The following is a 26,923-nucleotide window of genomic DNA, read 5'->3' on the forward strand; positions in this document are numbered from 1 at the left end:
CCCGCCCTCTGACAATGACCAAGGCCGCTCCACCGGGAGCGGCCTTATTTTTGCGTTCAAAGGTGGATCGACGCCCCCTCCGGCGGCATCCGCAGCTGCCAGCGCGGGGCCAGCTCCGCATGGTGCTGCCGCATCACCTCCGGCCCTTCCCGGTAGAGCGCATAGGTCGAATGATGGATCGGCAGAACCGCCTTTGGCGCAAGCCGCTGCGCAAAATCTGCCGCCTGCTTCCCATCCATGGAAATCTGCCCCAGCGCGCCCGCCCCGCCAACCGCGCCCAGATGCGGGATAAAGACATCAAGCAGACCCGCCCCTGCAACCGGCGCCGCGCGCAGAGCCTGCCAGACCGGCGGCACCAGAAAACTGTCCCCTGCCCAATAGATCCACATCACGCCCAAGCCCGTCTCCACCTCAATCAGATAGCCGTTGCCCAGCCCCAGCAACCGCGCCACCTCTGGGTTTTCTGAATGGACCGCAGGCATGGCCGTGATCCGCAGCACCCCCTCAGGCCCTTCGATCCGCCGCGTCTCGCCATGGGCCAGCGCGCTGGCGGCAACCCCCTTCTGCCGCACCGCTGCAAGGTCATGCTGGGGCACCAGCATCGGCAGCTGCGGGTCCAGCCAGGCCTGCGCCGCCTGATCGAAATGATCCTCATGGGCGTGGCTTAGCAGCACCAGATCATAGCGGTCGTGGCGCAGCCCCGGAAACGGGGTGAGCCGGGCATGTGGCTTGACGTTCGGCCCGCGCGCGAGATCGAACATCTCATTCGGATCCCCCATGACAAAAGCCTCAGGCCCCTCGCCCAGACAGGGATCTGTCAGCACCCGAAGCCCCGCAGCCTCAATCTCCAGCATGGCCCCACCCAACCAGCGCAGCGACACATCCGGCTGCGCCGCCCGCGCCACAGCGGGCAAGCCGCCGCTCAGGGTCAGGGCCGCGCCGCTCTTCAACACTTGACGTCTGTTCATTGTATTCTCCTGTGATATCCGACAGGAGTAAACGCTCGCATATTGCGGGATAATCGGCTTAATATTGAAGACTTTGAACGGATATTTCGCTTAATGGATCGTCTTCAAAACATCGAAACCTTTGCCGAGGTTGCGGGTCAGCTCAGCTTTGCCGCGGCTGCGCGCCGCCTCGGGCTGCCCGCCTCCACGGTCACCAGCCGCATTCGCAGCCTAGAACAAGGCCTGGGGGTGCGCCTGCTGGACCGCACCACCCGGCGCGTGGCGCTGACAGCCAGCCGGCGCGCTGTTTCTGGACCGCTGCCGCCGCGCGCTGGACGAGATCGACGCCGCCCGCGATCTGGTTGCCGCGGAGGCCAAGGCCAGCGGCCTGCTGCGCCTCTCGGTGCCCACGGCGCTGCCGATGGCCCCGCTGGCGGCGCTGACGTCGGACTTCCTGCGCGATTATCCGCAGATCTCCATCACCATAACGGTGGATGACACCCCGGCCGATTTCATGGCCGATGGCATTGATCTGGCGCTGCGCGGCAACCGTCCGGGCAGCGACAGCCTGATTGCCCGTGTGCTGTCTCAGACGCCGGTGGTGCTGGCAGCGCCGCCGGGACAGCTGGCAAATGACGACCTGCCGATTCTCGGCCCGCTGGCGCGGCACCTGACGGACCGGCGCGCAGTGGGCCGCATTGCCTGTGACTCCTTTGCGCTCGCCTTGGAACTGGTGCGCTCCGGCGCGGCGAGAGGCTGTTTTCCGCGCCCGATGTGCGATGCGGACCATGCCTCGGGGCAGCTGGATCTTGCCCCGCCGCCTGTCGGCGTGGAAACCCAGCTCACGCTGTATCTGGTCTACCCGGACCGCCGTCCGCTGCCGCAGCGGCTGCGGCTCTTCATTGACAGGCTGGTGGCGGCTTTCAGCGCCTCCTGATGGCAGCCATTCCCAGCCATCCACAAAGGCAATCGGCAAAAAATCTTAATCTGACTAAAAAAGTCAGGTTGACGATTCTGATTAAATAAGTCAGGTTTAGGACAGTTCAGCCAACCTGTGATTGTGCAGCCAGCCCGACTGATAGCAAATCAACCGAGATCGTCCAGTGTCGTTTCTTCTGCAATTCTTCTCCCTGCGCCATCGCCCCGCCGAGGGCACCCGCGCGCCGGTCAGCCTGCACGCCTACGGGCTGCCGCGCGGTGATCAGGGGTTTTGCCTGGAATGGTATCTGGATCGGTCGGAAAACCGAAACGGGTGACCCTGATGAACCAGATGACCTTTGACCACGCCGCCACCACCACAACCGCAGCCACCGAAGTCTTCCCGACCTACCACGCCGAGGAACTCGCCCGTGGTGGCAATCAGGCCCGCATCCTGCTCAATGGCCAGATCTACAGCCTGCGGATCACCCGCGCCGGAAAGCTGATCCTGACAAAATGATTTCCAACAGCACATCCGCCGCATCTGCGGCACCACGGGGCGGGGCCACTGTCGGCCTGCTGACAGATTTGCCCGCCCTGGAGGCTATGGCCGTACGCAACCTGCGTCACTGGTTCAATGGTCCGGACAGCCGCATTGCGCTGCGCCAAGATCTGCAAGCCGCTCTTGGTCCGGTGCTGGGCCGTCAGGCCTATGAGAATTTCGGACGTCTGTGCAATTTCTGCGTCACCGAGGGCCGCCGCCCGCTGGTGCGTCACGGGATGACCTGCACCTGCCTTGGTGCTGATGAAAACTGCTTTGCCAATCTGGTCGGTGCAGCCGCGCATGGCGAATATGAGGATGCCAATCTCTTCGCCGCCCTGATCGTCCAGCCACAACAGGCGCAGCGCGCCACCGTCCTCGCCGCCAAAATTGGCCTGATCCTGGATCAGCTGAGCGACCAGACAGCTGGCCCCGCCGCGCATCCCGCGCAGCTGCAGCCGCTCTCGACCACCCTTCACTGACGGTCCCACTGCCAGACAGCCACCGTTCCCCTGTAACCCGTTCACATCATACCATCTCGACTAACCCTTAAGGAACGCTCTAATGACATCGCATTTTCTCGCAGGTACCGCTGTTGCAGCGCTCGCCACAGTTGCGGCTCCCGCTTTTGCGGCAGACAAGGCTGAGGTGCTGACCACCTACGCAAACATTGCGCACGCCAAATATCAGGACAGCCTGGACACGGCCAAGACCCTGCAGACCGCCGTTGACGCGCTGATCGCCGAACCTTCGGCCGAGGCACTGGAGGCCGCGCGCAAGGCCTGGCTCGCCGCCCGCGTGCCCTATCAGCAGTCCGAGGTCTTCCGCTTTGGCAACGCCATCGTCGATGACTGGGAAGGCAAAGTGAACGCATGGCCGCTGGACGAAGGCCTGATTGATTATGTCGATACCAGCTACGGCGGTCCGACCGATGAAAACACCCTTGCGGCGCTGAATATCGTCGCCAATCCCAGCTTTGAGCTGTCCGGCAAATCCATCGACGCCAGCGCCATCACGCCTGCTCTGCTCGAGGACACACTGCACGAAGCCGACGGCGTCGAGGCGAATGTGGCAACCGGCTATCACGCCATCGAATTCCTGCTCTGGGGTCAGGACCTGAACGGCACCGACCACGGCGCTGGCAACCGCGCCTGGACCGACTATGCTGCAGGCGAAGACTGCACCAACGGCAACTGCGACCGCCGCGGTGAATACCTGAAGGCGGCGACCGATCTGCTGATCTCCGATCTGGAGTGGATGACCGCACAATGGGGCTCCGAAGGCGAAGCCCGCGGCACGCTTTTGTCGGATGAAAACGCAGGCATCACCGCCATGCTGACCGGCATGGGCTCGCTCTCCTACGGCGAAACCGCTGGTGAGCGTATGCGCCTTGGCCTGATGCTGAACGATCCCGAGGAAGAGCATGATTGCTTCTCCGACAACACCCACAACAGCCATTACTACGATGGTCTGGGCGTGCAGAACGTCTATCTGGGTGAATACATCCGCACCGACGGCAGCATGGTTTCCGGCGCGTCGCTCTCCGATCTGGTGCAGGAGATCGACCCCGCACTGGACGGCGAAATGCGCAGCAAGCTCTCGACCACCATGCGCGCTCTGGGTCAGATCAAGACCGCTGCCGAGGCTGGTTTCTCCTACGATCAGATGCTGGAACAGGGCAATGAAGCAGGCGAAGCGCTGGTCATGGGCGGTGTCAACGGTCTGGTTGATCAGACCCGTTCCATCGAACGCGTGGTGACAGCGCTGGATCTGGATGGCGTCGCCATCGAAGGCTCCGACTCGCTCGACAACCCGACAGCCGTTTTCCAGTAAGACGGGCCAAGGGCTGCCACGGCAGCAAAGATACGGCAGGGGCGGCGCAATGCGTAGCCCCTGCTCTTGGCGTTCTGGCCCGGCCCGTTTGCAGCACCAATTTTCCCCAACAACCCGGACACCCCGAACAACCCGGACAAATTGTCCACCCCGCAAGAGTTGATGCCAGCTCCGGATCCTCCTATCCAAGGTCAGGAGGCCCCGCGCCCCGCCAATAGAAGTGATCCCAGCCCGCATGCGCGTTTCCCCGTCGCCCCACCGCCCGCATCTGTCCCAGCTGTTGATGGGTCTCAGCCTGATCACGCTGATCGCACCGCTTCCCACTCTGGCCGACACGCAAACCACTGCGCTGCCGGAAACCCTGGCAGGGGACGCGCCGGAAGGCGATGCAACCCACGCACAGGCGGCGGCGCCCTATACAGATCTCTCCGATCCGCATCTCGCCACCCTCCCGCGCACCGACGCGGAACAGACCCGCATTCGCGCCGTCACCCGCCCAACAACGCAGTTCGACCAGCCCGAACCCTATGAGGCCCTGCCCGCAGGGGCGGCCACCGTGCGCGCCCGCACCGATGACGAGGCGTTTTCGCAGCACAGCGCCAATCTCAGCTTTGAGGAAGAGCTGGAATTCAAACTTGGCAATGGGCTGTTCAAGAAGATCTGGGTGTTCTCCCCGGCCTCCACTCTCGCCTCTGACGGGCTGGGGCCGCTCTATAATGCGCGCTCCTGCCAGCGCTGCCACCTGAAGGACGGGCGCGGCCATGTGCCGGATGGGCCGGACTATGCCTCAACCACGATGTTTCTGCGCGTCTCCATCCCCGGCCCGGTGCCGGACCAGATGCAGGCCATCACCGACTACATCGGCACCGCACCAGAGCCGACCTATGGTGGCCAGATGCAGGACTTCTCCGCTCCCGGCATCGCGCCCGAATACCGCCTTGGCGTCACCTATAGCGAGGAGATCATCGCGCTTGCAGGTGGCGAGTCGGCCACCCTGCGCCGCCCCGACTACAGCGCCAACTCCCTCGGTTATGGCCCGCTGCACAAGGACGCCATGCTGTCGCCGCGCGTCGCCCCCAGCATGATTGGCCTCGGCCTGCTGGAGGCGATCCCCGCCGCAGACATTCTGGCAGGCGTGGACGAGGATGACAGCAACGGCGATGGCATCTCCGGGCGCGCCAATCTGGTCTGGTCAGCGGAACACAACCGGATCATGCTGGGCCGCTTTGGCTACAAGGCCTAGCCAGCCCACGGTGCATGAACAATCCGCCGCCGCGTTTTCCGGCGATATTGGCATCTCCACACCGCTGTTTCCGGCCCATTCCGGCGATTGCACCGCCGCGCAGACCGCCTGTCAAAACGCCCCGCACGGCGGCGATGATATCCGCGAGACCGAGATTGACCAGCCCAATATGGATCTGGTCACCTTCTACAGCCGCAACCTGGGCGTGCCTGCCCGGCGCGACCCGGACGCCCCCGCTGTCCTGCGCGGCAAGGCGCAGTTCTACGCCGCAGGCTGCACCAGCTGCCACACGCCAAAATTCGTCACCAACCGGCTGGAGGCGCAACCAGCGCAGAGCTTCCAGCTGATCTGGCCCTATAGCGACCTCTTGCTGCACGACATGGGCGAGGGCCTTGCCGACCACCGCCCCGAAGCCCGTGCCACCGGGCGCGAATGGCGCACCGCGCCGCTCTGGGGGATCGGGCTGGTCCAGCAAGTGAACCCGCGCGCAGGTTTCCTGCATGATGGTCGCGCCCGCACCCTGCTGGAGGCGATCCTCTGGCATGGCGGCGAAGCCCAATCCGCCCGAGACACCGTGGTGGGCCTTGCGCCCGAAGACCGCGCCGATCTGATCCGCTTTCTGGAGTCGCTCTGATGCCCAAGCCCACGCCCCCATCACCTATGCGCCCGTCACCTACGCGCCTGTCACCTGTGCTCCTGTCGCGTGTTGTCGCCCTGACCGTTGCGACCACTATGGTCTGCGCCACCCTGCCCCCACAAGCAACCCTTGCGCAGACCGACACCTCAGCTGTCACCACTCCGGAGCAACCGCCCGAAGCCCTCAACCCGGCGCAGCAGGTGGACTGGGTGCTGACCCACCACATTCTCCCCGGCTTTGACCGGCTCGCCGCCGAAAGCGCCACCCTGGCCGAGGTTGCCGCCAGCCACTGCACCCCGGATGATCCGGCCCTGCGCGACGCTTTTGCCCGCGCCTTTGACGCCTGGATCGCTGCCAGCCACCTGCGCTTTGGTCCAACCGAAACCGACAACCGCGCCTTTGCCCTCGCCTTCTGGCCCGACAGCCGCAACAAGATCCCCGGCACCCTGCGCCGCGCCCTCACCGAGGCGACCCGCGATACCCTCACCAATGCAGATACCTTCGCCAGCCAGTCGGTTGCCCTGCGCGGCTTCTATGCGTTGGAATATCTCCTCTTCGATGCGGCGATCCAATCCGAAGGCACCGCAGACCAGCGCTGCGCCTTGGTTGCCGCCATCAGCGCCGACATCGCCCGCACCACCGCCGCGGTCCGCGATGATTGGCACAACAGCTATGCCGTGACACTGGTCAGCCCCGGACCGGGCAACCGCTACCAGTCGGAGGCAGAGATCCGGCAGGAGCTGTTCAAAACCCTGACCACCGGGTTTCAGGTGCTGGTTGATATGCGGCTGGGACGTCCCCTTGGCCAGTTCGACGCCCCCCGCCCCAACCGTGCCGAGGCCCGCCGTTCCGCCCGCAGCCAGCGCCACATCGTGCTGACCCTCACTGCGATGGAACCGCTCGCCCTTGCCCTCGCCGCAGGCGACCCCGCGCTGATGCAGGATATCCATGCAGGCTTTGCCAAGGCGTTGACCCGCGCCAGCGCGCTGGACGATCCCTCCCTCGCCGGGGTGGCCGATCCCGCCCGCCGCTTCCGCATCGAAGCCGTGCAGCAGGACGTCAACGACCTGCGCAGCCTGATCACCACCCGGCTTGGCCCGAAACTCGGCGTCACCGCAGGGTTCAACTCCCTCGACGGGGACTGACCCCATGGCTAAGCCCCTCCCGTCGCGGGTTTCTTGCCGGTCTTCTGGCCGCAGGCATGGCGCCGCAGGCCAGCTGGGCCGACCTTGGCCACCCCGCCTATCTCTCAGCTAGGCAAAACACCTGATGGCCGCTTCCTCCTCGCGGGTCTGGACCGCAACGGCACCATCTTGTTCCGCCATCCGCTGCCCGCTCGTGGCCATGCCGCAACCGCGCACCCCAGCCGCCCCGAAGCGGTCGCCTTCGCCCGCCGCCCCGGACAGTTCGCGGATGTGATCGACTGCCGCACCGGTGCGGCCCTGGCCCGGCTGACCCCACCCAAAGGTCACCATTTTTATGGCCATGGTGTATTTTCCCCGGACGGCTCCCGCCTGTTCACCGCCGAAAACGCCTTTGAAAGCGGCGATGGCCGGATCGGCATCTGGGACGCCAGCGCGGGCTACCGCCGGATTGGCGATCATGCCTCTGGTGGAATCGGGCCGCATGATATCCGCCTGCGCACCAGCCCCGACGACCAGCACGATCTGGTGGTGGCCAACGGGGGCATTCAGACCCATCCCGACAGCGGCCGGGCAAAGCTGAACCTCGCCACGATGCAACCCAACCTCAGCTACCTCAGCCTTGAGGGCACCCTGCAGGATCAGCTGATCCTCGATGCAGACCTACGCCTGAACTCGATCCGTCACCTTACCATCAGCGCCACCGGGACCGTTGGCTTTGCGATGCAGTGGCAGGGCGATCTGGGCGCCGATCTGCCGATCATCGGCCTGCACAAGCCCGGCACTGCCCCCCGCCTGATGGCCGAGGATGACCCCCGCCTGCGCAACCTCAACGGCTATGGCGGTTCCGTCGCCTTTTCCCGCGATGGAACACAGATCGCCGTCACCTCCCCGCGCGGCGGTGTGGTGCAGATCGCCGATTGCACCACCGGCGCGCTGCTGCGGGAACGCCGCCTCGCGGATGTCTGCGGGCTGGCCAGTAACGCAGATGGCTTTGTTGTCACCACCGGTCAGGGGCTGCTGGCACAGCTGAGCACCAGCCAAGCTGATCGTCCGCCGCACATCCTGGCCCGCACAGATCTTGCCTGGGACAACCATCTGATCCCGATTGCCTGATCAGCCAGCCAAGAAAGCGAAACGAAAGTGAAACGAAAATAATCCGTGACTTTTCGCAACCGGAGGCCTAGATAGGCCTGCGAAAGGATCCCCCATGGACGCAAGCGACAGACAGGCTGCCATTCTCGACCTCCTGACCCGACAGGACCGGGTCGAGGTTGAGGACCTCGCGCAGCGCTTTGGCGTCTCGCTGCAGACCATCCGCACCGACCTGCGCGATCTGGCCGCCCGTGGCGCGCTCTCCCGTGTGCATGGTGGCGCGGTCCGCAGCAGCAGTGGCGCCAGCCGCGACTACGCCGAACGGCGCAAGCTGAACGCCCGTGGCAAACGCGCCATGGCCGCGCTCGCCGCCGACCTGATCCCCGACAACTGCGCCGTCACCCTCAACATCGGCACCTCCACCGAACAGGTCGCCCGCGCCCTTTCCGGCCATCGCGGCCTCACCGTTCTTTCCAACAATATCAACATTATCAATATGATGATGGAGGATGAGAGCAAGGAACTGGTGCTTGTCGGCGGGGCCATAAGGCAAAGCGACGGCGCCATCGTCGGCGAGGACGCGCTGGAGTTCATTGCCCGTTACAAAGTTGATATCGCGGTGATCGGCGCCTCGGCCATGGATGCGGATGGCGCCATTCTTGACCATGACCCACGCGAAGTCTCCGTCGCCCGCGCCATCCTCAAAAACGCCCGCAAGCGTGTGCTTGTTTGCGATGGCAGCAAGTTCGAGCGCACCGCCCCGGTCCGCATCTGCGATATCTCTGATCTCGACGTGGTGGTCACCGACCGCCCCGTCCCCGCTGAATTTTCCCGCGCGGCAAAGGCCGCAGGCACGCAAATCCTCTGGGTTGGCGAAAACGAAAGTAGCGAAAATGTCTAACACAAACGCTCAAGACCAAATCACCGATCTTTTCATTATCGGCGGCGGCATCAATGGCTGCGGCATCGCCCGTGACGCCGCCGGTCGCGGCCTGTCTGTTGCGCTGGCTGAGATGAACGATCTCGCCTCCGCCACCTCCTCCGCCTCGACCAAGCTGTTTCATGGCGGATTGCGCTACCTTGAATATTTCGAATTCCGGCTGGTGCGTGAGGCGCTGATCGAACGCGAGGTGCTGTTGAAGGCGATGCCACATATCTCCTGGCCGATGCGTTTTGTGCTGCCCTTCCACAAGGACATGCGCTTTGACAACACCACGCCGACATCAAAGCTGCTAACCACCATCATGCCGTGGATGAAGGGCTTAGCGCCCGGCCTGGCTGATCCGTCTTGGCCTCTTCATGTACGACAGCCTCGGCAAACGCGGCATCCTTCCCGGCACCTCCAAACTGGATCTCGCCAGCGATCCCGCCGGCCGCCCGCTGGACCCGAAGTTCAAGACCGCTTTTGAATATTCCGACTGCTGGATCGAAGACGCGCGGCTGGTGGTGCTGAATGCCCGCGACGCCGAGGCCCGCGGCGCCGACATCATGACCCGCACCAAGGTCACCGGCGCCACCCGCAACGCGGACCACTGGGTGATTGACCTTGAAGACATCACCACGGGCGCAACCTCGCAGCGCCGCGCCAAGATGCTGGTCAATGCCGGCGGTCCCTGGGTGGCAGATGTGCTGCGTCAGAAGCTGGGCCAGAACAGCCGCGAAAGCGTCCGTCTGGTGCGCGGCAGCCATATCGTGGTCCCGAAACTCTATGATCACGGGCGCTGCTACTTCTTTCAGGGCACCGACGGGCGCATCATCTTCGCCATCCCCTATGAGGAAGACTACACGCTGATCGGCACCACCGACGCCGACCACCCCGACCCGCAGACCGCCCCGACCTGCACGCCGGAGGAACAGGATTACCTGATCAATTTCGCCTCGCAGTATTTCGCCAATCCGCTCAGCCGCGACGATATCGTCTGGACCTATTCCGGCGTGCGCCCGCTCTATGACGATGGGGCCAGCTCTGCCACCGCCGCCACCCGCGAATATGTGCTGACCCTGAACGACAGCGCCGCGCCGCTGCTGAATGTCTTTGGCGGCAAGATCACCACCTATCGCAAACTGGCCGAGGCCGCGCTGGACAAGATCGCAACCGCGTTCCCCGATCTGCCCGCCGACTGGACCGCAGGCGTTGCCCTGCCCGGCGGTGATTTCCCGGTTGGGGACGTGGCAAAACTGACCGCGAAACTGGCGCAGGACTATCCTTTCCTCAGCCCATACGCGACTCGCCGCCTGATCCGCGCCTATGGGACAGAGGCCTGGGACGTGCTGGGCACAGCCTCCACAGCTGCCGATCTCGGCCAGGCCTTCGGCGCCACCATCACCGCCCGTGAACTCGACTGGACCATCGCCCACGAATGGGTCCGCACCGGCGAGGATTACCTGTTGCGCCGCACCAAACTGGCGCTGCGCCTGAGCGAGGAAGAGCGCGCGGCGGTCGACGCATATATCCGCAGCAAGGCCGCAGATCTGGCCGCCTGAGTGCGGTCTCTGGGACGGGTGGGCGCCGGGCCATTTCAGGCCCCGACGCCTTAACCCCTCCGCAACACTTCCACTCCCTATGCGTCCGCCCCCTGCGCAACGCCCATAAAAAGTATCAGCCTCCCTGCCCGATTGTTTCGCACGCGAAACATTTGGTCAGAAGGACTGACATTGTTATCTGTGCTCATTAACCGACCCTGCAGGGGCAATGCTGTCTCTTATGATTTCGGAGTGCGGGCGAAGCTATCCGGCAAAGCTGATGTCGCTGGCCGCAACACGACTTATCAAACCACCGGTATTCACCGCATGGTAAATTGAGCGTGGGGGCCGGGCAGCCTCATCCACGTGGCGATGCACCCATTGCCGCCCCTCCAGCGTTTTCAACGACTGAGACAAGGCGCGATCCGTAATCCTGCGCAGATTGCGCTTAATATCGTTGAAGTGGCTTGGCTCATGCAGGGCCGTCAGAATCGGCAACGTCCACGAACGCCGCAGCAAATCGCGATCTTCTTCGGTTGTGACACTGTGGATTTTATTGGCGGTGGCGGCGGCGGAAACGCCCAGCGCAGTCAGCCGAAACTCAGGCCGCAGCGGGTGGCCATAGCCGGGATTTCGCTCCAGCAACCCGATTGAGATCAGATGATCAACGCTTTGCGCAAACGCCGTCCTGCTTGCCCCGGTGGCCGTCAGCAGCGGCGCCTGCCGCCCGGCAACGCCTGCGTGCAGATGGGCCAGAATAGGGATCGCCCAGGCCCTTGAGGTGGTGTTGACAAACGTCTCAATGTCCATAAAGTATAGTTAGTATATTTTCGATCAAAAGGGAAGACCATGGCGCTTATTTCATTGGAAGACACCATCACAATCTCGTTTTCGGTCAAGGATCGCCACGCAACGGCGGATTGGTTCAAAACCATGCTTGGGTTTGACACGATCTACCACGCGGATGAGGCCGGTTGGTCGGAGCTTCAGACCAAGACATCCGGCGTCACAATCGGTCTGGGTGAGCATACCAAACCCGCCCCCGGCAACTGCGTTCCCGTCTTCGGTATCGCAGATCTGGATACGGCGCGGCAGAAACTGGAACAGGCCAAGGTGAAATTTGACGGCGAAACCGATGTCGTCGAAGGCATGGTCAAAACAGCGACCTTCTACGATCCTGACGGCAACGCGATGATGCTGGCCGAAGATCTGACCGGTGGCGCATGACGATGCGCCGTGTCTGCACAGCACCCGTCGCCCTGCTGCTTGCAGCGGGTGTCGCCTCTGCTGACCCTTTCAAGGAGATCACCGTCGGCGTTCCTGTGACCTCGATCACCGATGCAGAAGCGTGGTATCTCACCCTATTTGGCCCTGAGGTTGAGGTGCTAAAGCCCGTTCCCGGCGTTGTCGAATTCAAGGTGGCGCCCGATACGTGGTATCAGATCTTCGAAACCGAAAATCCCCAGCCGTCCGGGGCTGTCGTCCGATTTCTGGTGGAGGATATGGCCGCCTCTCAGGCCATATGGGCTGACGCTGGCATTGATACCGGCGCCGCCATTCAAATTCCAGATGTCGTGACCTATTCAGAGTTTACCGACCCTGACGGGAACGCCCTCGGGCTTTATGATCTGCCGTAAGCGCTCAGAAGTTCGCGACCAGTCAGACCGGCGCAGTTTCGGCGTAACGCCCCCGCATTGGATAGCGGGGGCGTTCCATCTCAAATCGTCAGAAGCGATCAGAATTCCACGCCCTTCTGGGCTTTGATGCCGTCACGGAAGGGGTGTTTGATCTGGCCCATTTCGGTGACCAGATCGGCGATGTCGATCAGCTCTTCCTTGGCGTTGCGGCCGGTCAGCACAACATGGGTCATCGGCGGTTTTTCGGTTTCCAGAAACTCCACCACATCGGCGATGTCGATATAATCATAGCGCAGGGCGATGTTGATCTCATCCAAGAGCACCATGGTATTGCGCTCGTCGCGGATCATCTCCTTGGCCTTTTCCCAGCCCTTTTGCGCGGCGGCAATATCGCGGGCCTTGTCCTGTGTTTCCCAGGTAAAACCTTCGCCCATCGCGTAAAACTGGCACAAATCGCTGAAGTTTTCCTCGATCAGCGTGCGTTCGCCGGTCTGCCAGGCGCCCTTGATGAACTGCACCACGGCCGAGGGCATACCATGGGCGATGCAGCGCATGATCATGCCAAAGCCAGAGCTGGATTTACCCTTGCCCGGGCCGGTGTGGACGATGATCAGCCCTTTCTCACCATCCTTGTTCTGCATCATGCGGTCGCGCGCGGCCTTCTTCTTGGCCATCTTCGCCGCGTGGCGTGCCGCTTCTGCTTCGGAAATGTCGGTCTCGGACTTATCGCTCATCGGGGCTCTCCTAGTGGTTCGCCCATGTCTTGACAAAGACAGGGGCAATGGCGCAAGGGGGTTTTGTTGGTTCCTGCCATTTGGCAGGCGAAGAGGGAATGTGACAGTTGGGCCATCCGGGCCAAACCAAGCACAGCCGCCCCCGCGACCGTGACCGGAGAGGTCTCCGATGCCACTGAGGAAACTCGGGAAGGCCGGATGACCGTCAAGGCCCCAGGCCTTGGCATCCGCAAGCCGGGAGACCTGCCAGCGCAAGAAACGCAACGGGCGGACGGGGTGTTCCGCGACCGGCAGGGATCCCCGCGCGACCTTCGCGCCCCCGCTGGCCCGCAGCCCCCTCGCTGAAACCAAGTGAAGGGCGCTCATGGCCGAGGTAACACTGACGATCTGCACCACCTGCCGTCGCGGCGAGGTGACCGACCCGGAGGCCCCGCGCCCCGGTGCGCAAATGCTGTCCGCCCTGCAGGCGGCCGACCTGCCCGAGGGTGTCAACGTGCGCGGTGTCGAATGCCTGTCGGCCTGCACCCGCGGCTGTTCCATGGTGCTGAGCGGCGGCGATGCCCGCTGGAGCTATATCTACGGCGATCTTGATCCCGACGAACATGTGCCCGACATCCTGACCGGCGCTGCCGCCTATGCCGCCACCACGGATGGTCTGGTGCCCTGGCGCGAACGCCCTGTGGTGTTCCGCAAGCAATCCATTGCCCGCATCCCGCCTGCACCTGTGGCGGTGCCTTCCACTCCCCCTTCGTTGTCCAAGGATTAACCCCATGAGCGACCTGAATAAAATCCCCGTCACCGTCATCACCGGCTTCCTTGGTGCGGGCAAAACCACCCTGATCCGCCATCTGATGCAGAACCCGCAGGGCAAACGTCTGGCCGTGGTCGTCAATGAATTTGGCACCGCCGGGGTGGATGGCGAAATCCTGAAATCCTGCGCCGATGAAAACTGCCCGGCAGAAAACATCATGGAGCTGGCCAACGGCTGTATCTGCTGCACCGTGGCCGATGATTTCATCCCCACCATCGAACAGCTGATGGACCTGCCGGAAAAACCCGATCACATCGTGATCGAGACCTCCGGTCTGGCGCTGCCGAAACCTCTGCTGAAGGCGTTTGACTGGCCCGCGATCCGCTCACGCATCACCGTCGACGGCGTGGTTGCACTGGCCGATGCCGAAGCCGTCGCCAAGGGTCAGTTCGCCACAGATCTGGAGGCCGTGCAGGCCCAGCGCGAGGCCGACGAAGGCATCGACCACGAAACCCCACTGTCAGAACTGTTCAAGGATCAGATCTCCTGCGCCGATATCATCCTGTTGTCCAAGGCCGATCTCGCCGGTGAGGACGGTCTGGACAAGGCCCGCAGCATGATCGAGGCGGAAGCGCCGCGCAAATTGCCGATCCTGTCGATGTCCGAAGGCGTGATCGACCCGCGCGTCATTCTGGGGCTTGAGGCCGCCGCCGAAGATGATCTGGACGCGCGCCCCTCGCATCACGAACACCACCATCATCACGACGATGATCATGATCATGACCACAGCCATGACGATTTTGATACAATCGTGGTCGAAATGGGCGAAGTCTCCGATCCGCAACTGTTGCAGGATGCTATCGTGAAACTCGCCCGCGAGCGCAATATCCTGCGCGTCAAAGGCTATGTTGCGGTGGAAGGAAAACCGATGCGGATGCTCGTCCAGGCCGTGGGTGAACGCCTGCGCGCGCAATATGACCAGCCCTGGGGCGCACAGGCGCGCAAGACGGTTCTAGTGGTCATCGCCGAGCATGACAATATCGACGCCGAGGCGATCCGCGCCGAGCTGGGGGCGTAAGCCGAAATGATGACAGAGAAGCGTAAATTGGGATGCTTCGCCCGGCCCGCAAGCCGGGCAGCGCCCGTCCCGCCCCCCACGGGGCGGGCGCTTCTCGCCCTCCCCGCCGGGACGGGCGCTGCCCTTCGTGGCGATCCCAACAGGAACTAAGCCCATGCATGTCGTCTTCCGCGAAAGCCACGGCCTTGACGAGAGTGATACACCACAGGATCTGGGGCAGACGCCTGCGGACCTTGTGGTGCTGTCCTTCTCCGACAGTGATCTCGGCGCCTTTGCGGCGGGCTGGCATCGCGGCAAGGACCGGCTGCCCACACTGCGGCTCGCCAATCTGGTGGCGCTGAAACACCCGCTGTCGGTGGACGTCTACGCGGAACAAACGCTGGAGGGCGCCAAAGGCGTCCTCGTGCGTCTCATCGGCGGGGAAAGCTACTGGTCCTACGGGCTTGCCACCCTGCAGGATCTGGCCCGCCGCAAAGGCATCGCGCTGGCGATCCTGCCTGCGGACGGGCGCGAAGATCCGCGTCTGGATGAGCTGTCGACCCTGCCCGCCTCTACCCTGCGCCGTCTGCAGCATCTCTGCGACACCGGCGGCGCTGTTGCCGCACAGGCCGCATTGGCGCAGCTGTCGCTGGCGGCGGGGCTCTATGCCGGTCCGGTGGCAGGGCTGAAATCGGTGCCGCAATATGGCTATTACGACCCGGATCGCGGGGTGCTAGCAGATCTGCCTGCGTCGGAAAAACCGCTGGTTCTGGTCAGCTTCTATCGCTCCTATCTGACCGCCGCCGACACCGCCCCGGTGGATGCGCTGATCGGTGAGCTGCGCGGACGGGGCTATGCCGCCTATGGCGTCTTTGCCGCCAGCCTCAAGGCACCGGAGGCCGCCGACTGGCTGCGCGGCGCCCTGCCCGATCTGGCCCCGGCTGCGATCATCAACGCCACTGCATTCTCCGCGCAGGGCAGCGACGGCAGCGCCTCGCCGCTGTCGACCACCGGCTGCCCGGTGTTTCAGGTGGCCCTGTCGACCGCCCGGCGCAAAGACTGGGCCGAGGCCGATCGCGGTCTGTCCCCCGCCGATCTGGCGATGCATGTGGTGCTGCCCGAAGTGGACGGACGAATTTTTGCCGGGCTGGTCAGCTTCAAGGCGCCGGGCAAAAAAGACCCCGACCTGCAATATTCCCGTTTTGCCCATCGCGCCGATATGGACCGGGTAAAGGCCGCGGTGGACCGGATCGAAGGCTGGCTGCATCTGTCCCGCCTGCCCAATCCAGAGAAACGTCTGGCGCTGGTGCTGTCGACCTACCCGGGACGAGATCACAATCTGGCCCATGCGGTGGGGTTGGATGCGCTGGCCTCCTGCGATGAAATCCTGCGCGAGCTTTGGGATCAGGGGTATGCCGTAGAACCGCTGGAGAGCACCGGCCTGCGCCTGATGGAGGAAAGGCAGAGCGTCCCCCTCGCCGATTACCATGCGGCTTTGTCTGCCCTGCCGCAGGCGTTGCAGCAAACATTGACCGAGGCCTGGGGCCAGCCGGAAGACGATCCCGATTGCTATGAGGGGGCGTTTCATTTCAAGGCCTTGCGTGCAGGCAACGCGCTGATCGCCCTGCAACCGGAGCGCGGCGAAGTGAAGACCCGCGTCGACGATTACCACGACCTCGACCGCACCCCGCGCCATGCCTATGTGGCGTTTTACATGTGGCTGCGGGCGCAGGCCGATGCCCTTGTGCACATCGGCGCCCATGGCACGCTGGAGTGGCTGCCGGGCAAATCCGTGGCGCTTTCGGCGGCCTGCTGGCCGGAGGTGCTGACCGGCCCGCTGCCGGTTGCCTATCCGTTTATCGTCAATGATCCCGGTGAGGCGGCCCAGGCCAAACGGCGCATCGGGGCCGTCACCCTTGGCCATCTGCCACCGCCGCTGGCGCAGACCAATCTGCCGGACGGCATGGCGCGGCTCGAAAGCCTGCTCGATGAATATTCCACCGCCGATGGTCTGGACCCCGCCCGCCGCGACCGGCTGATCGACGACATCCGCGCCGAGGCACAGGGCACCGGTGTGGAAGCGGATCTGGGCCTCACCCCGGACAGCTGCGCCGCCGAGGCGATCACCCGGATCGACGCCTTTGTCTGCGACATTAAGGAAAGCCAATATGGCGAGGGGCTGCATATCTTTGGCACCGGCCAATGTGGGGCGGACGAACGCGCCGGTCTGATCGCGGCCCTCAATGGCCAGATGGTCGCCCCCGGCCCCTCTGGATCACCCTTCCGGGGCCGCGCGGATGTGATCCCGACCGGGCGCAACCTCTTTACCACGGACCCCCGCGCGGTGCCGTCGCGGGCGGCGCATGCCCAAGGCGTCAAGCTGGCGGAAGAGCTGCTGCGCCGCCACCTTCAGGACCACGGCGACTGGCCCAAAGGGCTGGTGATTGATCTCTGGGGATCGGCCACCATGCGCACCGCCGGTGAGGAGTTTGCCATGGCGCTGCATCTTGCCGGGCTGGCTCCCAAATGGGATGAAGGCTCTGAACGCGTGTCGGGGTTCGAGGTACTGCCGCTCACGATGCTGAACCGTCCGCGCATCGATGTGACGCTCAGGGTGTCGGGCCTGTTTCGCGATGTCTTCCCCGGTCTGGCCCAGATGTTCGAGGCCGCCGCAGGCGCGCTGGCTGCCCGCGAGGAGAGCGGCGCAGACAACCCCTATCTGACCGAAACACCCCGCGTCTTTGGCCCAAAACCGGGCCAATACGGCCTGTCCATGACCCCGCATCTGGACGATTACACCGACGCGGCGCGGGCAGCGGCGGGCGAGGCCTGGCTCAATGCGTCTTCCCATGCGATTGACGCCAAGGGCGATATCCACGATGCCCGCGAGGCGCTGGAGGCCCGGCTGCAAACCACGGACAGTTTCGTACATCTTCAGGATCTGCCGGAAACCGATCTGCTGGTGGCCTCGGATTATGCCGCCCATGAGGCGGGATTTGCCGCTGCGATGGCGCGGATCGGCCAAGAGGCACCGGCGCTCTACCACATGGACGCAACCCGCCCCGACAAGCCGCAGGCGCGCAGTTTGGGCGAGGAGATCGCCCGCGTCACCCGCGCCCGCGCCGCCAATCCCGACTGGGCCACCTCGATGATGAACCACGGCTTTCGCGGCGCGGCAGAGGTTGCGGCGACGCTGGATCACATGGCCGCCTTCGCGCATCTGGCGCAGGTGGTGCAGCCGCATCTCTTTGATCTCTACTTCGAGGCCACTTTGGGCCGCGAGGATCTGGTTGAGTTCATGAGCCGCGAAAACCCCGACGCCCTTGCCGCCATGCGCGACCGCTTCCGCGCCTTGCACGATGCAGGTCTCTGGAGCACCCGGCGCAACTCGATCATGGCCGAACTGGAGGGGGCGGTGTGAGCACTGCCGCCACACCCAAAGTCTATGGCTGGTGCCCCGGCGCGCTGCGCCCGATGATGTCGGGTGACGGGCTGGTGGTGCGGGTGCGCGCGCCCCTGGGGCGGCTCAGCCCGGAACAGGCATGCGGTCTGGCCGAGATGTCGCAGGCGCATGGCTCGGGTCTGGTTGATATCTCGGCGCGCGCCAACCTGCAGCTGCGCGGCATCCGTGAAGAGGCCCACGCGGCACTGATCGCCGGGCTGCGTGATCTCGGTCTGCTGGATGAGGACGCGGGTGCCGAGGCACGGCGCAATATCACTCTGACACCCTTCTGGCAGGCGGGGGACGTAAGCCACCAGATTGCACAGGATCTAGCCGCCGCGCTGACAGAGGCGACGGATCTGAAGTTGCCCGGAAAATTCGGCTTCGCGGTGGATTGCGGCGCGGCTCCGGTCCTGACAGACACCGCTGCCGATATCCGTATTGAGCGCGGCCCGGACGGGCTGCTCCTGCGGGCCGATGGGGCAGACACCGGCCTGCCAGTAACGGCAGAAGCTGCCGCTGGCGAGGCGCTCGCTCTGGCCCGCTGGTTTCTCGATCAGGGCGGCGCGACTAAGGGGCGTGGCAGAATGCATCAGCTGATGGCGCGCCGCGCGCCCCCCGCAGCGCATGCCGCCCCCGCCCCCGGCGCAACGCGGCTTGCACCGCAGCGACCGGGTGTGACCCCCTTTGGCCTGTTGGTGGCGCTGGAATTCGGCCAGATGCCTGCCCGCACGCTGGCCAAACTTGCCGGTCACGGCGTGCTGCGGCTGACCCCCTGGCGGATGCTGCTGGTGGAAGGCATCGACAGCCTGCCGCCCCTGCCCGGCCTGATCCTGAACGCCACGGATCCCCGCCTGCGTGTGAGCGCCTGCACCGGCGCCCCCGGCTGCCCGCAGGCGCGCGCGGTGACGCGCGATCTGGCCCGCGATCTGGCCGCTTCGGTCCCTGCGGGTCAACACCTGCATATTTCCGGCTGCGCCAAAGGCTGCGCCCATCCCCGCCCGGCCGATCTGGTCCTGACAGCCACCGGCGCGGATACATTCGACCTGATCTGCAATGGCACTGCCGCCGATCACCCGCTAAACACCTCCCTGAGCGCCGCCGCGTTGCGCGCCACTCCCGACCTACTGACAGAGGGCAGCTGACATGCTCCACACCTATGAGACCAACGGCGCCGCGATTTATGCCGAAAGCTTTGCCACCATTCGCCGCGAGGCCGATCTGGCGCGCTTCAACAAGGACGAGGAAAGCGTCGTTGTGCGCATGATCCACGCCGCCGGCATGGTCGGGCTGGAAGAGCACGTGCGCTTCTCCCAGGGCATGGCGGAGGCCGCCCGCGCAGCGCTTGCCAAAGGCGCGCCGATCCTGTGCGACGCCTATATGGTCAGCGAAGGCATCACCCGCCCGCGCCTGCCTGCGGACAACGAGGTGATCTGCACCCTGCGCGACCCGAAAGTGCCGGATATGGCCAAGGAAATGTCCAACACCCGGTCTGCAGCGGCGCTGGAGCTGTGGCGCCCGAAACTGGAAGGCTCTGTCGTGGCTATCGGCAACGCCCCCACCGCGCTGTTTCATCTGCTGAACATGCTGAAGGATCCAGACTGCCCCCGCCCTGCCGCGATCATCGGCTGCCCGGTGGGTTTTGTCGGCGCGATGGAGTCCAAGGACGCGCTGATGGAAGACCTCCCCGTGCCGTCGATGATCGTGAAGGGCCGTCTGGGTGGCTCTGCCATCACGGTGGCTGCGGTCAACGCGCTGGCGAGCTGGAAAGAATAAGCCATGACCATCTCCAAGGGCAAAGTGATCTGCGCCGGGCTGGGCCCCGGGGACCCCGATTTGATGAGCGTCCGCTCGCACCGGATGATCACAGGCGCGCGTCACATCGCCTATTTCCGCAAGGCCTAGCCGCAAGGGTCAGGCCCGCGCGATCGTGGACGGGATGCTGGCCGAGGGCGTCACCGAACACGCGATGGAATATCCGGTCACCACCGAAATCCATTTCTCCGACCCCGAATACAACCGGGTGCTGGCGGAATTCTATGACCGTTGGGCCGATACGCTGGCCGAGATTGCCAAGGATGAGGACGTGGTGGTGCTCTGCGAGGGCGACCCGTTCCTTTATGGCTCTTACATGCATCTCTACACCCGGCTTCAGGGCCGTGCGGAGCAGGAGATCATCCCGGGCATCACCGGCATGTCCGGCTGCTGGACCGCCTCCGGCCAGCCGATCACCTGGGGGGACGATGTTCTGACCGTGGCCATGGCCACCCTCAGCGAGGATGAGCTGGCCAAACGCGCGGCGGAAACCGATGCGCTGGTGGTCATGAAAATCGGCCGCAACCTGCCCAAGCTGCGCCGCGCGCTGGAGCGTGCTGGCCGCGCAGATGACGCTTGGCTGGTCGAACGCGGCACCATGCCGGGGCAGACTGTGCAGAAGCTGTCGGAGATCGACGGCGAGGTGCCTTACTTCTCCATCGTATTGGTGCACGGACAGGGGCGTCGGCCATGAGCAACACAGGAAATGGCTGGGTGGTGATTGCCGGTCTTGGTCCCGGAAACGAGGCGCTGGTGACGCAGGAAGTGCGCGACGCCATTGATGAGGCCACGGATATCGTCGGCTATATCCCCTACGTGAAGCGCATCGCGCCGCGTGAGGGGCTGACCCTGCACGCCACTGACAACCGGGTCGAAGTCGACCGCGCCACCCACGCGCTGGAGATGGCGGCTGAGGGCAAGCGCGTTGTTGTGGTCTCCTCCGGCGATCCGGGTGTGTTCGCCATGGCCTCCGCCGTGTTCGAAGCGCTGGAGAATAACGCAGAAAGCCACCCGGACTGGCTGGATCTGGAGATCAAGGTGCTGCCCGGCATCACCGCGATGCTGGCTGCTGCTGCCGCCATCGGCGCGCCGCTGGGGCATGATTTCGCGGCCATCAACCTCAGCGACAATCTGAAGCCCTGGAGCCTCATTGAAAAGCGCCTGCAGCTGGTCGGCGAGGCCGGTCTGGCGATGGCGTTTTACAACCCGCGCTCCAAGTCGCGGCCGCATCAGTTTGCCCGCGCTTTGGACATCCTGCGGGATGCCTGCGGTCAGGATACGCTCATCACCTTTGCCCGCGACGTGACCAAGCCGGGACAGGAGCTGCTGACCGTGCCGCTGAAGGACGCCACGCCCGAGATGGCCGACATGCGCACCGTGGTGATTGTCGGCAACCGCGACACGCGGCGCATTGGCAGCTACGTCTACACGCCCCGTTACGTTGCCGAAGGATGAGCAATCCAGGCCATAACCTCTGCCACGCTGCCCTTGATGGGGCGCTGCCCTGCTTGGGCGGGCACCTGCGGTCTGCCGATCATGAAGACCGGCAGGCCGAGGGTGCGCGCGGCAGTGAGTTTGGCCGCAGCACCCGCGCCGCCAGCGTTTTTCGCCACAACATGCGTGATGCCATAGCGCTGCATCAGCGCGGTGTCACCCGCCGCATCAAACGGGCCTCGGGCGATTTCGACCGTGGTGTGCGGCAGCGGCAATTCCGCCTCCGGCGCATCCACCAGCCGCAGCAGGTAGTGGTGCTGGGGCTTGGCTGCGAACTGGGTGAGGTTCTGTTTGCCGATGGCCAGAAACACCCGCGCGGGGGCCTCGGGCAGAGCGTTCACCGCGCCTTCGATGCTGTCCGCGTGGAGCCAACTGTCGCCCTCCCCCGCCTGCCAGGCCGGGCGTTCAAAAGCGCAGAGCGGCACCCCCGCCGCCGCGCAGGCCTGCACTGCATTGGTGCTCATCTGCGCGGCAAACGGGTGGGTTGCGTCGATCACATGGGTGATGCTTTCGGTCTTCAAATAACCAGAAAGCCCCTCCACTCCGCCAAAGCCGCCCACACGGGTCGGCAGCGGCTGGCTGACCGGCTTGGCCGTGCGGCCCGCGTAGGAAAACACCGCATCCGCGCCCGCCTCGGCCAGGGTTTTGGCCAGGCTGGAGGCCTCGGTGGTGCCGCCCAGAAGAAGGATGCGTGTCATGTCTAACCCGTGGCTCACAATCATTGGTCTGGGCGAAAATGGACTGGAAGGCCTGAGTGATGCAAGCCGGAAGGCGCTGGTGGAGGCCGATGTGATTTTCGGCGGGCCCCGGCATCTGGAATTGGCTGGTGCTGGCGCCAAGGGGCAGCCCTGGCCGGTGCCGTTTTCGACCGAGCCGGTGCTGGCGATGCGCGGGCGGCGCGTGGTGGTTTTGGCCTCAGGTGATCCGTTCTGGCATGGCGCCAGCGGCTCGCTAATGCGGGATCTTGAAGCGGGTGAATGGGTGTCGCACCCGGCGCCCGCGTGTTTTGCGCTGGCGGCGAACCGGCTGGGCTGGAAGCTGGAGGAGGTTCTTTGCCTTGGCCTGCACGCGGCCCCCTATGCGCGGCTGCGGGCTCTGCTTGGAAGCGGGACACGCGTGATTTGCACCATGCGCGACGGGGCGGCACCGGCAGAGCTGGCGGAATGGCTGACCGCTGAAGGGTTCGGAGCGTCAAGACTGACCGTGATGGAATGCCTTGGCGGGCCGCGTCAGAGGGTGCGGTCTTCAGCGGCACAAGATTTTGACCTGCAAGACATTCAGGCCCCTGTTGCCGTGGCGGTTGAGGCAGCGGGCCGCAAGGGTCTGCCGCAGGCGTCCGGGCTGGCGGATGATCTCTTTGCCAGCGACGGGCAGATCACCAAACGTCCCGTCCGTGCGCTGACCTTGTCGGCGTTGGCACCGCGCGCGGGGGAACTGCTATGGGACATCGGCGGCGGCTCCGGCTCTGTCTCTGTCGAGTGGTGCCTGGCGGCACGGGGAGCGCGGGCCATCACCTTTGAGCCGCGCGAGAGCCAGCTGGACAATATCCGCGCCAATGCGGCGGCGTTTGGGCTGGATCACCGGATGCGTGCGGTGCCGGGCAAGGCGCCGGATGTGCTGGAAGGCCAGCCTCTGCCCGATTGCGTGTTCATTGGTGGCGGCGGCTCGCAGGATTTGCTGGACCATCTGTGGGACATCCTGCCCGCAGGCACGCGGCTGGTGGCCAATGGCGTCACGCTGGAGACCGAGACCCTGCTGATGCAGGCCCATGCGGCACGCGGCGGCCATCTCTTGAAGGCGGAGATTGCTGAGGCCGGGCCGCTGGGGTCGATGCGCGACTGGCGGCGGGCGCGGCCTGTCATTCAGTGGAGCGTCACGCGATGAAGGTGGCGGGGATCGGATTTCGTGAGAGCGCCACGGCGGCGGATTTGCAGGCGGCTTTGGCGCTGACCGGGGAGCGTGTGGATGCGCTGGCCTCTGTCGCGGAAAAGGCTGCAGCGCCTGCCATGCAGGACTTTGCACGCAGCATCGGCCTGCCGGTGATTGCGCTGCCGGAACAGGATATTAGCGGGGAGCAGACCTTGACCTGCTCGCCCCGGATCAAGGCGCGGTTCGGCACTGGGTCGCTGGCGGAAGCCGCGGCGCTGGCCGGGGCGCGCCATGGGGCACCGGGGGCGCGGGCGCGTCTTCTGGCCCCCAGAGTTGTCACCGCGGATGGGCTTGCCACCGCGGCCATAGCAGAAAGACTTGAGCCATGACCGTTCACTTCATTGGCGCCGGACCGGGCGCTGCCGACCTTTTGACCCTGCGCGGGCGCGACATCATCGCGGCCTGCCCGGTGTGCCTTTATGCGGGCTCGCTGGTGCCGGAGGAGATCCTGAGCCACTGCCCGGCGGATGCCAAGATCATCAACACGGCGGCAATGGATCTGGAGGCCATCGTGGCAGAGATCAAGGCGGCGCATGAAGCAGGTCAGGACGTGGCACGCCTGCATTCCGGCGATCTGTCAGTGTGGTCGGCGATGGGCGAGCAGCTGCGCCGCCTGAAAGCCGAGGGCATTCCAGTCAGCGTCACCCCCGGCGTGCCGTCCTTTGCCGCTGCTGCGGCGGCGCTGGGAACGGAACTGACCCTGCCCGGCCTGGGCCAGTCGGTGGTGCTGACCCGCACGCCAGGGCGGGCGTCCTCAATGCCCGCAGGCGAGTCGCTGGAGAATTTTGCCAAGACCGGCGCCACGCTGGCGATCCACCTGTCGATCGGCAATCTTGATCATGTGGTCGAGAGCCTCACGCCCCATTATGGCGCAGATTGCCCGGTGGCGGTGGTGTACCGCGCCAGCTGGCCGGATCAGCAGATCATCCGCGCTTCGCTTGCGACCCTGAAGGACTCGCTGGACGAGAAGATCTCCCGCACGGCGCTCATTCTGGTGGGGCCGGTGCTGAAGGGCGAGGGCTTTGACGAAAGCTGCCTCTACTCTACCGATTACGACCGCCGCTACAGGCCGCAAAGCGCCGACAGCCCGTGGTCGAGCTGGAGCCATGGCGATGACTGATATGACCCCACCCGGACTGATGATTTCGGCGCCCTCCTCGGGCACCGGCAAAACCACCGTGATGCTGGGCCTTCTGCGGGCGCTGGCTGAGGACGGGCTGACCGTGCAGCCCTACAAGAGCGGGCCGGATTACATCGACCCGGCCTTTCATCTGGCAGCCGCGAAACGACCGAGCTTCAACCTGGATACCTGGGCCATGGATGGCGGGCTGCTGGATGCGGTCACCGGACAGGCGGCAGGCGCGGAGATCTGCATCGGTGAAGGCTCCATGGGACTTTACGACGGCGTGGCAACGCGCGGGCAGTCGGGTTTCGGCTCCTCTGCCGAGACGGCCAAGCGGATGGGCTGGCCCGTCGTGCTGGTGGTTGATGTGGGCGGTCAGGCGCAATCGGCGGCGGCCACGGCGCTGGGGTTCAAGAACTATGATCCTGACCTGCCTTTTGCCGGTGTGATCCTGAACCGTGTCGCCAGCCCGCGCCATGAACGGCTGACGCGATTGGGCATGGAGAAGGCCGGGATCAAGGTGCTGGGTTCCCTGCCCCGGCGAGGCGATCTGGCGCTGCCAGAGCGGCATCTGGGCCTCATTCAGGCGGTGGAACATCCGGATCTGGAAGCCGCGATTGCAGGCTATGCGGCGTTTCTGCGCGAGAATGTCGATCTGGAGGCAATCAAGGCTGCAGCCCTGGCCGGTCAGGCGCCTGCACCGGCCAGCCTGCCCCAGCCGCCCGCACAGCGGATTGCGCTGGCGCGGGATGCGGCGTTTTCCTTCACCTATCCGCATCTGCTGAGCGGCTGGCGCGCGGCGGGGGCAGAGATCCTGCCGTTCTCGCCGCTCGCGGATGAGGCGCCCGCTGCGGACTCCGATCTGGTCTGGCTGCCCGGCGGCTACCCTGAGCTGCACGGCGGCACACTGGCGGCGGCAGAGACTTTTCGCGCAGGGCTTCGCAAACACGCGCAGAGCAAGCCGGTGCATGGCGAATGCGGCGGCTATATGGCGCTGGGGGAGGCACTGATCGACAAGGCGGGCACCCGGCACCAGATGCTGGGGCTGCTGGGCCTCGTGACCTCTTACGAGAAGCGCAAGTTCCACCTCGGCTACCGCCGCGCCATTCTGCAGGCGGGGATGCCCGGCTTTGAGGCAGGCACGGCGTTGCGCGGGCATGAATTCCATTATTCCACCATTCTGGAAGAACCCGATGCGCCGCTGGCCAATGTCATGGACGCTGACGGCAACCCGGTGCCAGAGACTGGCTCCATCAAGGGCCATGTCACCGGCACCTTCTTCCATCTGATCACCGGAGAGCAGGGATGAGCGGTTTTGTCTCCTTTGTGTCCTCTGGCCCCGGCGATCCGGAGCTGCTGACCGTGAAGGCGGTGAAGCGGCTGGAGGCGGCGGATGCGGTGCTGTTTGACGATCTGTCCTCCGGGCCGATCCTGACCCATGCCCGCGCGGACGCCGATCTGGTGGGCGTGGGCAAACGGGCGGGTCGCCCCTCCCCCAAGCAGGACCATGTGAGCCAGCTGCTGGTCGATTACGCCCAGAGCGGTCTGCATGTGGTGCGGCTGAAATCCGGGGATTCCGGTGTGTTTGGCCGGTTGGAAGAAGAGATCACCGCGCTGCGGCAGGCCGGGATCGGGTTCGAGATTGTGCCCGGCGTCACGGCCGCCTCGGCGGCGGCGGCGGCGGCGAACATCCCGCTGACCCGGCGCATGACGGCGCGGCGGCTGCAGTTCATCACCGGCCATGACGTCACCGGTGGCCTGCCGGACAATCTGAATATGGCCGCCCTTGCCGATGGTGAGGCCACAACGGTTGTCTACATGGGCAAGAGCACCTTTGCGGCGCTGGCGGAAAAGCTGATGGAGGCGGGGTTGCCGCCGCAGACACATGCGCTGGTGGCGCTGGGGGTGTCGACACCGGAGCAGGAGCTGCATTGCCATACAGTTGGGGACCTGCTCGGCAGCATTGCGGGCGATGCAGACCACCGCGCCGGTGCTGATCCTCTATGGCCCGCTGGCCGATCAGCCCGCAGATCCGACCCACGCCGGATTGGATGCCCCCGAGACCAGCTGATCCGCATCAGGCGGTCGGCCGCGATACGCGTCAGACCCTCTGCTCGCCTGT

General features: G+C 64.8%; 24 protein-coding genes, 5 pseudogenes and 1 riboswitch. Of the genes and pseudogenes, 25 read left to right on the forward strand and 4 right to left on the reverse strand.

Translation table 11 applies throughout. The features are described from left to right. Positions 1–56: 56 nt before the first annotated feature. A complete protein-coding gene (locus tag L0Z65_RS09440; protein ID WP_405107058.1) occupies positions 57–968 on the reverse strand; it encodes an MBL fold metallo-hydrolase in 912 nt (303 codons plus the stop codon). Between the two features lie 93 nt (positions 969–1,061). Between L0Z65_RS09440 and L0Z65_RS09445 the strand changes: the two genes are divergently transcribed. The 11 genes and pseudogenes from L0Z65_RS09445 to glpD all read left to right on the forward strand — a co-directional run bounded on the left by L0Z65_RS09445 (position 1,062) and on the right by glpD (position 10,840). Further along, positions 1,062–1,445, forward strand: a complete 384-nt coding sequence (locus tag L0Z65_RS09445; protein ID WP_405107061.1) for a LysR family transcriptional regulator — start codon at positions 1,062–1,064, stop codon at positions 1,443–1,445. Next, the gene (locus tag L0Z65_RS09450) at positions 1,369–1,884 is read left to right on the forward strand and encodes a LysR substrate-binding domain-containing protein (protein ID WP_405107064.1); all 516 of its coding nucleotides are present in this window, start codon (positions 1,369–1,371) and stop codon (positions 1,882–1,884) included. The genes L0Z65_RS09445 and L0Z65_RS09450 overlap by 77 nt, the downstream gene beginning before the upstream one ends. A 166-nt stretch (positions 1,885–2,050) precedes the next feature. Continuing rightward, entirely contained in the window at positions 2,051–2,203 is a 153-nt protein-coding gene (locus L0Z65_RS09455) for a hypothetical protein (RefSeq protein ID WP_158524458.1), read from the forward strand. A gap of 5 nt (positions 2,204–2,208) precedes the next feature. Next, positions 2,209–2,385 (forward strand): hemin uptake protein HemP, encoded by a 177-nt coding sequence (gene hemP / locus L0Z65_RS09460; protein WP_036767300.1) that lies wholly within the window; start codon positions 2,209–2,211, stop codon positions 2,383–2,385. Next, entirely contained in the window at positions 2,382–2,888 is a 507-nt protein-coding gene (locus tag L0Z65_RS09465) for a hypothetical protein (protein ID WP_040173750.1), read from the forward strand. Before hemP ends, L0Z65_RS09465 begins: the two co-directional genes overlap by 4 nt. Before the next feature lie 82 nt (positions 2,889–2,970). Then, complete coding sequence (locus L0Z65_RS09470; RefSeq protein ID WP_405107069.1) at positions 2,971–4,239, forward strand: imelysin family protein; 1,269 nt, start codon at positions 2,971–2,973, stop codon at positions 4,237–4,239. Between the two features lie 235 nt (positions 4,240–4,474). Further along, positions 4,475–6,116: pseudogene (locus tag L0Z65_RS09475) on the forward strand (di-heme oxidoredictase family protein). Further along, positions 6,116–7,264, forward strand: coding sequence for an imelysin family protein (locus tag L0Z65_RS09480; RefSeq protein WP_405107072.1), 1,149 nt, complete (start codon positions 6,116–6,118; stop codon positions 7,262–7,264). Before L0Z65_RS09475 ends, L0Z65_RS09480 begins: the two are co-directional and overlap by 1 nt. Before the next feature lie 56 nt (positions 7,265–7,320). Then, positions 7,321–8,377: pseudogene (locus L0Z65_RS09485) on the forward strand (DUF1513 domain-containing protein). 94 nt (positions 8,378–8,471) lie between these two features. After that, positions 8,472–9,257 (forward strand): DeoR/GlpR family DNA-binding transcription regulator, encoded by a 786-nt coding sequence (locus tag L0Z65_RS09490; protein WP_040173758.1) that lies wholly within the window; start codon positions 8,472–8,474, stop codon positions 9,255–9,257. Further along, positions 9,250–10,840 (forward strand): annotated as a pseudogene (glpD, locus tag L0Z65_RS09495) (glycerol-3-phosphate dehydrogenase). The gene L0Z65_RS09490 and the pseudogene glpD overlap by 8 nt, the downstream one beginning before the upstream one ends. A 243-nt stretch (positions 10,841–11,083) precedes the next feature. Here the strand turns inward: glpD and L0Z65_RS09500 are convergent. After that, on the reverse strand, positions 11,084–11,629 hold the full coding sequence (locus tag L0Z65_RS09500; RefSeq protein WP_405107076.1) for a winged helix-turn-helix transcriptional regulator: 546 nt from the start codon (positions 11,627–11,629) through the stop codon (positions 11,084–11,086). Between the two features lie 39 nt (positions 11,630–11,668). Between L0Z65_RS09500 and L0Z65_RS09505 the strand changes: the two genes are divergently transcribed. Together L0Z65_RS09505 and L0Z65_RS09510 are read left to right on the forward strand one after the other, a co-directional pair. Continuing rightward, positions 11,669–12,046: a VOC family protein gene (locus tag L0Z65_RS09505; protein WP_405107079.1), complete on the forward strand. Its 378-nt coding sequence runs from the start codon at positions 11,669–11,671 to the stop codon at positions 12,044–12,046. Next, positions 12,043–12,456 (forward strand): VOC family protein, encoded by a 414-nt coding sequence (locus L0Z65_RS09510; protein WP_405107082.1) that lies wholly within the window; start codon positions 12,043–12,045, stop codon positions 12,454–12,456. The genes L0Z65_RS09505 and L0Z65_RS09510 overlap by 4 nt, the downstream gene beginning before the upstream one ends. 98 nt (positions 12,457–12,554) lie before the next feature. Here L0Z65_RS09510 and cobO read toward each other — a convergent pair whose 3' ends face one another. Next, positions 12,555–13,190 (reverse strand): cob(I)yrinic acid a,c-diamide adenosyltransferase, encoded by a 636-nt coding sequence (cobO, locus tag L0Z65_RS09515; protein WP_405107085.1) that lies wholly within the window; start codon positions 13,188–13,190, stop codon positions 12,555–12,557. Between the two features lie 50 nt (positions 13,191–13,240). Beyond that, positions 13,241–13,456: riboswitch (cobalamin riboswitch) on the forward strand. Positions 13,457–13,554: 98 nt separating this feature from the next. Here cobO and L0Z65_RS09520 point away from each other — a divergent pair. From L0Z65_RS09520 to cobJ, 7 genes and pseudogenes are all read left to right on the forward strand, one after another. Continuing rightward, positions 13,555–13,956, forward strand: a complete 402-nt coding sequence (locus L0Z65_RS09520; RefSeq protein ID WP_405107088.1) for a DUF1636 family protein — start codon at positions 13,555–13,557, stop codon at positions 13,954–13,956. A gap of 4 nt (positions 13,957–13,960) precedes the next feature. Further along, positions 13,961–15,019 (forward strand): cobalamin biosynthesis protein CobW, encoded by a 1,059-nt coding sequence (gene cobW, locus L0Z65_RS09525; protein WP_405107091.1) that lies wholly within the window; start codon positions 13,961–13,963, stop codon positions 15,017–15,019. A gap of 154 nt (positions 15,020–15,173) precedes the next feature. Next, a complete protein-coding gene (gene cobN, locus L0Z65_RS09530; RefSeq protein WP_405107094.1) occupies positions 15,174–18,419 on the forward strand; it encodes a cobaltochelatase subunit CobN in 3,246 nt (1,081 codons plus the stop codon). After that, a complete protein-coding gene (gene cobG / locus L0Z65_RS09535) occupies positions 18,416–19,585 on the forward strand; it encodes a precorrin-3B synthase (protein WP_405107097.1) in 1,170 nt (389 codons plus the stop codon). The genes cobN and cobG overlap by 4 nt, the downstream gene beginning before the upstream one ends. A 1-nt stretch (position 19,586) precedes the next feature. Beyond that, positions 19,587–20,216, forward strand: a complete 630-nt coding sequence (locus tag L0Z65_RS09540) for a precorrin-8X methylmutase (protein ID WP_405107100.1) — start codon at positions 19,587–19,589, stop codon at positions 20,214–20,216. Between the two features lie 3 nt (positions 20,217–20,219). After that, positions 20,220–20,949, forward strand: a pseudogene (locus L0Z65_RS09545) (precorrin-2 C(20)-methyltransferase). Continuing rightward, complete coding sequence (cobJ, locus tag L0Z65_RS09550) at positions 20,946–21,710, forward strand: precorrin-3B C(17)-methyltransferase (protein WP_405107103.1); 765 nt, start codon at positions 20,946–20,948, stop codon at positions 21,708–21,710. The pseudogene L0Z65_RS09545 and the gene cobJ overlap by 4 nt, the downstream one beginning before the upstream one ends. Here the strand turns inward: cobJ and L0Z65_RS09555 are convergent. Beyond that, entirely contained in the window at positions 21,692–22,447 is a 756-nt protein-coding gene (locus L0Z65_RS09555) for a cobalt-precorrin-6A reductase (RefSeq protein ID WP_405107106.1), read from the reverse strand. The two genes, cobJ and L0Z65_RS09555, sit on opposite strands and share 19 nt — an antisense overlap. Between L0Z65_RS09555 and cbiE the strand changes: the two genes are divergently transcribed. From cbiE to cobA, 5 genes and pseudogenes are all read left to right on the forward strand, one after another. Further along, positions 22,446–23,633 carry a precorrin-6y C5,15-methyltransferase (decarboxylating) subunit CbiE gene (gene cbiE, locus L0Z65_RS09560; RefSeq protein ID WP_405107108.1) on the forward strand — a complete coding sequence of 396 codons (1,188 nt, stop codon included), beginning with the start codon at positions 22,446–22,448 and terminating at the stop codon, positions 23,631–23,633. The two genes, L0Z65_RS09555 and cbiE, sit on opposite strands and share 2 nt — an antisense overlap. Then, complete coding sequence (locus L0Z65_RS09565; RefSeq protein WP_405107111.1) at positions 23,630–24,007, forward strand: cobalamin biosynthesis protein; 378 nt, start codon at positions 23,630–23,632, stop codon at positions 24,005–24,007. Before cbiE ends, L0Z65_RS09565 begins: the two co-directional genes overlap by 4 nt. Beyond that, positions 24,004–24,798: a precorrin-4 C(11)-methyltransferase gene (cobM, locus tag L0Z65_RS09570; protein ID WP_405107114.1), complete on the forward strand. Its 795-nt coding sequence runs from the start codon at positions 24,004–24,006 to the stop codon at positions 24,796–24,798. The genes L0Z65_RS09565 and cobM overlap by 4 nt, the downstream gene beginning before the upstream one ends. Next, positions 24,791–26,110 (forward strand): cobyrinate a,c-diamide synthase, encoded by a 1,320-nt coding sequence (locus tag L0Z65_RS09575; RefSeq protein WP_405107116.1) that lies wholly within the window; start codon positions 24,791–24,793, stop codon positions 26,108–26,110. The genes cobM and L0Z65_RS09575 overlap by 8 nt, the downstream gene beginning before the upstream one ends. Further along, positions 26,107–26,872 (forward strand): annotated as a pseudogene (gene cobA, locus L0Z65_RS09580) (uroporphyrinogen-III C-methyltransferase). Before L0Z65_RS09575 ends, cobA begins: the two are co-directional and overlap by 4 nt. Positions 26,873–26,923: the final 51 nt, after the last annotated feature.

The sequence above is a fragment of the Phaeobacter sp. BS52 genome, assembly GCF_045040595.1.
GTDB classification, from domain to species: Bacteria; Pseudomonadota; Alphaproteobacteria; order Rhodobacterales; family Rhodobacteraceae; genus Phaeobacter; species Phaeobacter piscinae.

Coding starts and splice junctions, on each gene's coding strand:
- L0Z65_RS09440 (WP_405107058.1), bottom strand. CDS start 968: ATGAACAGACGTCAAGTGTTGAAGAGCGGCGCGGCCCTGACCCTGAGC.
- L0Z65_RS09445 (WP_405107061.1), top strand. CDS start 1,062: ATGGATCGTCTTCAAAACATCGAAACCTTTGCCGAGGTTGCGGGTCAG.
- L0Z65_RS09450 (WP_405107064.1), top strand. CDS start 1,369: ATGGCCCCGCTGGCGGCGCTGACGTCGGACTTCCTGCGCGATTATCCG.
- hemP (WP_036767300.1), top strand. CDS start 2,209: ATGAACCAGATGACCTTTGACCACGCCGCCACCACCACAACCGCAGCC.
- L0Z65_RS09465 (WP_040173750.1), top strand. CDS start 2,382: ATGATTTCCAACAGCACATCCGCCGCATCTGCGGCACCACGGGGCGGG.
- L0Z65_RS09470 (WP_405107069.1), top strand. CDS start 2,971: ATGACATCGCATTTTCTCGCAGGTACCGCTGTTGCAGCGCTCGCCACA.
- L0Z65_RS09480 (WP_405107072.1), top strand. CDS start 6,116: ATGCCCAAGCCCACGCCCCCATCACCTATGCGCCCGTCACCTACGCGC.
- L0Z65_RS09490 (WP_040173758.1), top strand. CDS start 8,472: ATGGACGCAAGCGACAGACAGGCTGCCATTCTCGACCTCCTGACCCGA.
- L0Z65_RS09500 (WP_405107076.1), bottom strand. CDS start 11,629: ATGGACATTGAGACGTTTGTCAACACCACCTCAAGGGCCTGGGCGATC.
- L0Z65_RS09505 (WP_405107079.1), top strand. CDS start 11,669: ATGGCGCTTATTTCATTGGAAGACACCATCACAATCTCGTTTTCGGTC.
- L0Z65_RS09510 (WP_405107082.1), top strand. CDS start 12,043: ATGACGATGCGCCGTGTCTGCACAGCACCCGTCGCCCTGCTGCTTGCA.
- cobO (WP_405107085.1), bottom strand. CDS start 13,190: ATGAGCGATAAGTCCGAGACCGACATTTCCGAAGCAGAAGCGGCACGC.
- L0Z65_RS09520 (WP_405107088.1), top strand. CDS start 13,555: ATGGCCGAGGTAACACTGACGATCTGCACCACCTGCCGTCGCGGCGAG.
- cobW (WP_405107091.1), top strand. CDS start 13,961: ATGAGCGACCTGAATAAAATCCCCGTCACCGTCATCACCGGCTTCCTT.
- cobN (WP_405107094.1), top strand. CDS start 15,174: ATGCATGTCGTCTTCCGCGAAAGCCACGGCCTTGACGAGAGTGATACA.
- L0Z65_RS09540 (WP_405107100.1), top strand. CDS start 19,587: ATGCTCCACACCTATGAGACCAACGGCGCCGCGATTTATGCCGAAAGC.
- cobJ (WP_405107103.1), top strand. CDS start 20,946: ATGAGCAACACAGGAAATGGCTGGGTGGTGATTGCCGGTCTTGGTCCC.
- cbiE (WP_405107108.1), top strand. CDS start 22,446: ATGTCTAACCCGTGGCTCACAATCATTGGTCTGGGCGAAAATGGACTG.
- L0Z65_RS09555 (WP_405107106.1), bottom strand. CDS start 22,447: ATGACACGCATCCTTCTTCTGGGCGGCACCACCGAGGCCTCCAGCCTG.
- L0Z65_RS09565 (WP_405107111.1), top strand. CDS start 23,630: ATGAAGGTGGCGGGGATCGGATTTCGTGAGAGCGCCACGGCGGCGGAT.
- cobM (WP_405107114.1), top strand. CDS start 24,004: ATGACCGTTCACTTCATTGGCGCCGGACCGGGCGCTGCCGACCTTTTG.
- L0Z65_RS09575 (WP_405107116.1), top strand. CDS start 24,791: ATGACTGATATGACCCCACCCGGACTGATGATTTCGGCGCCCTCCTCG.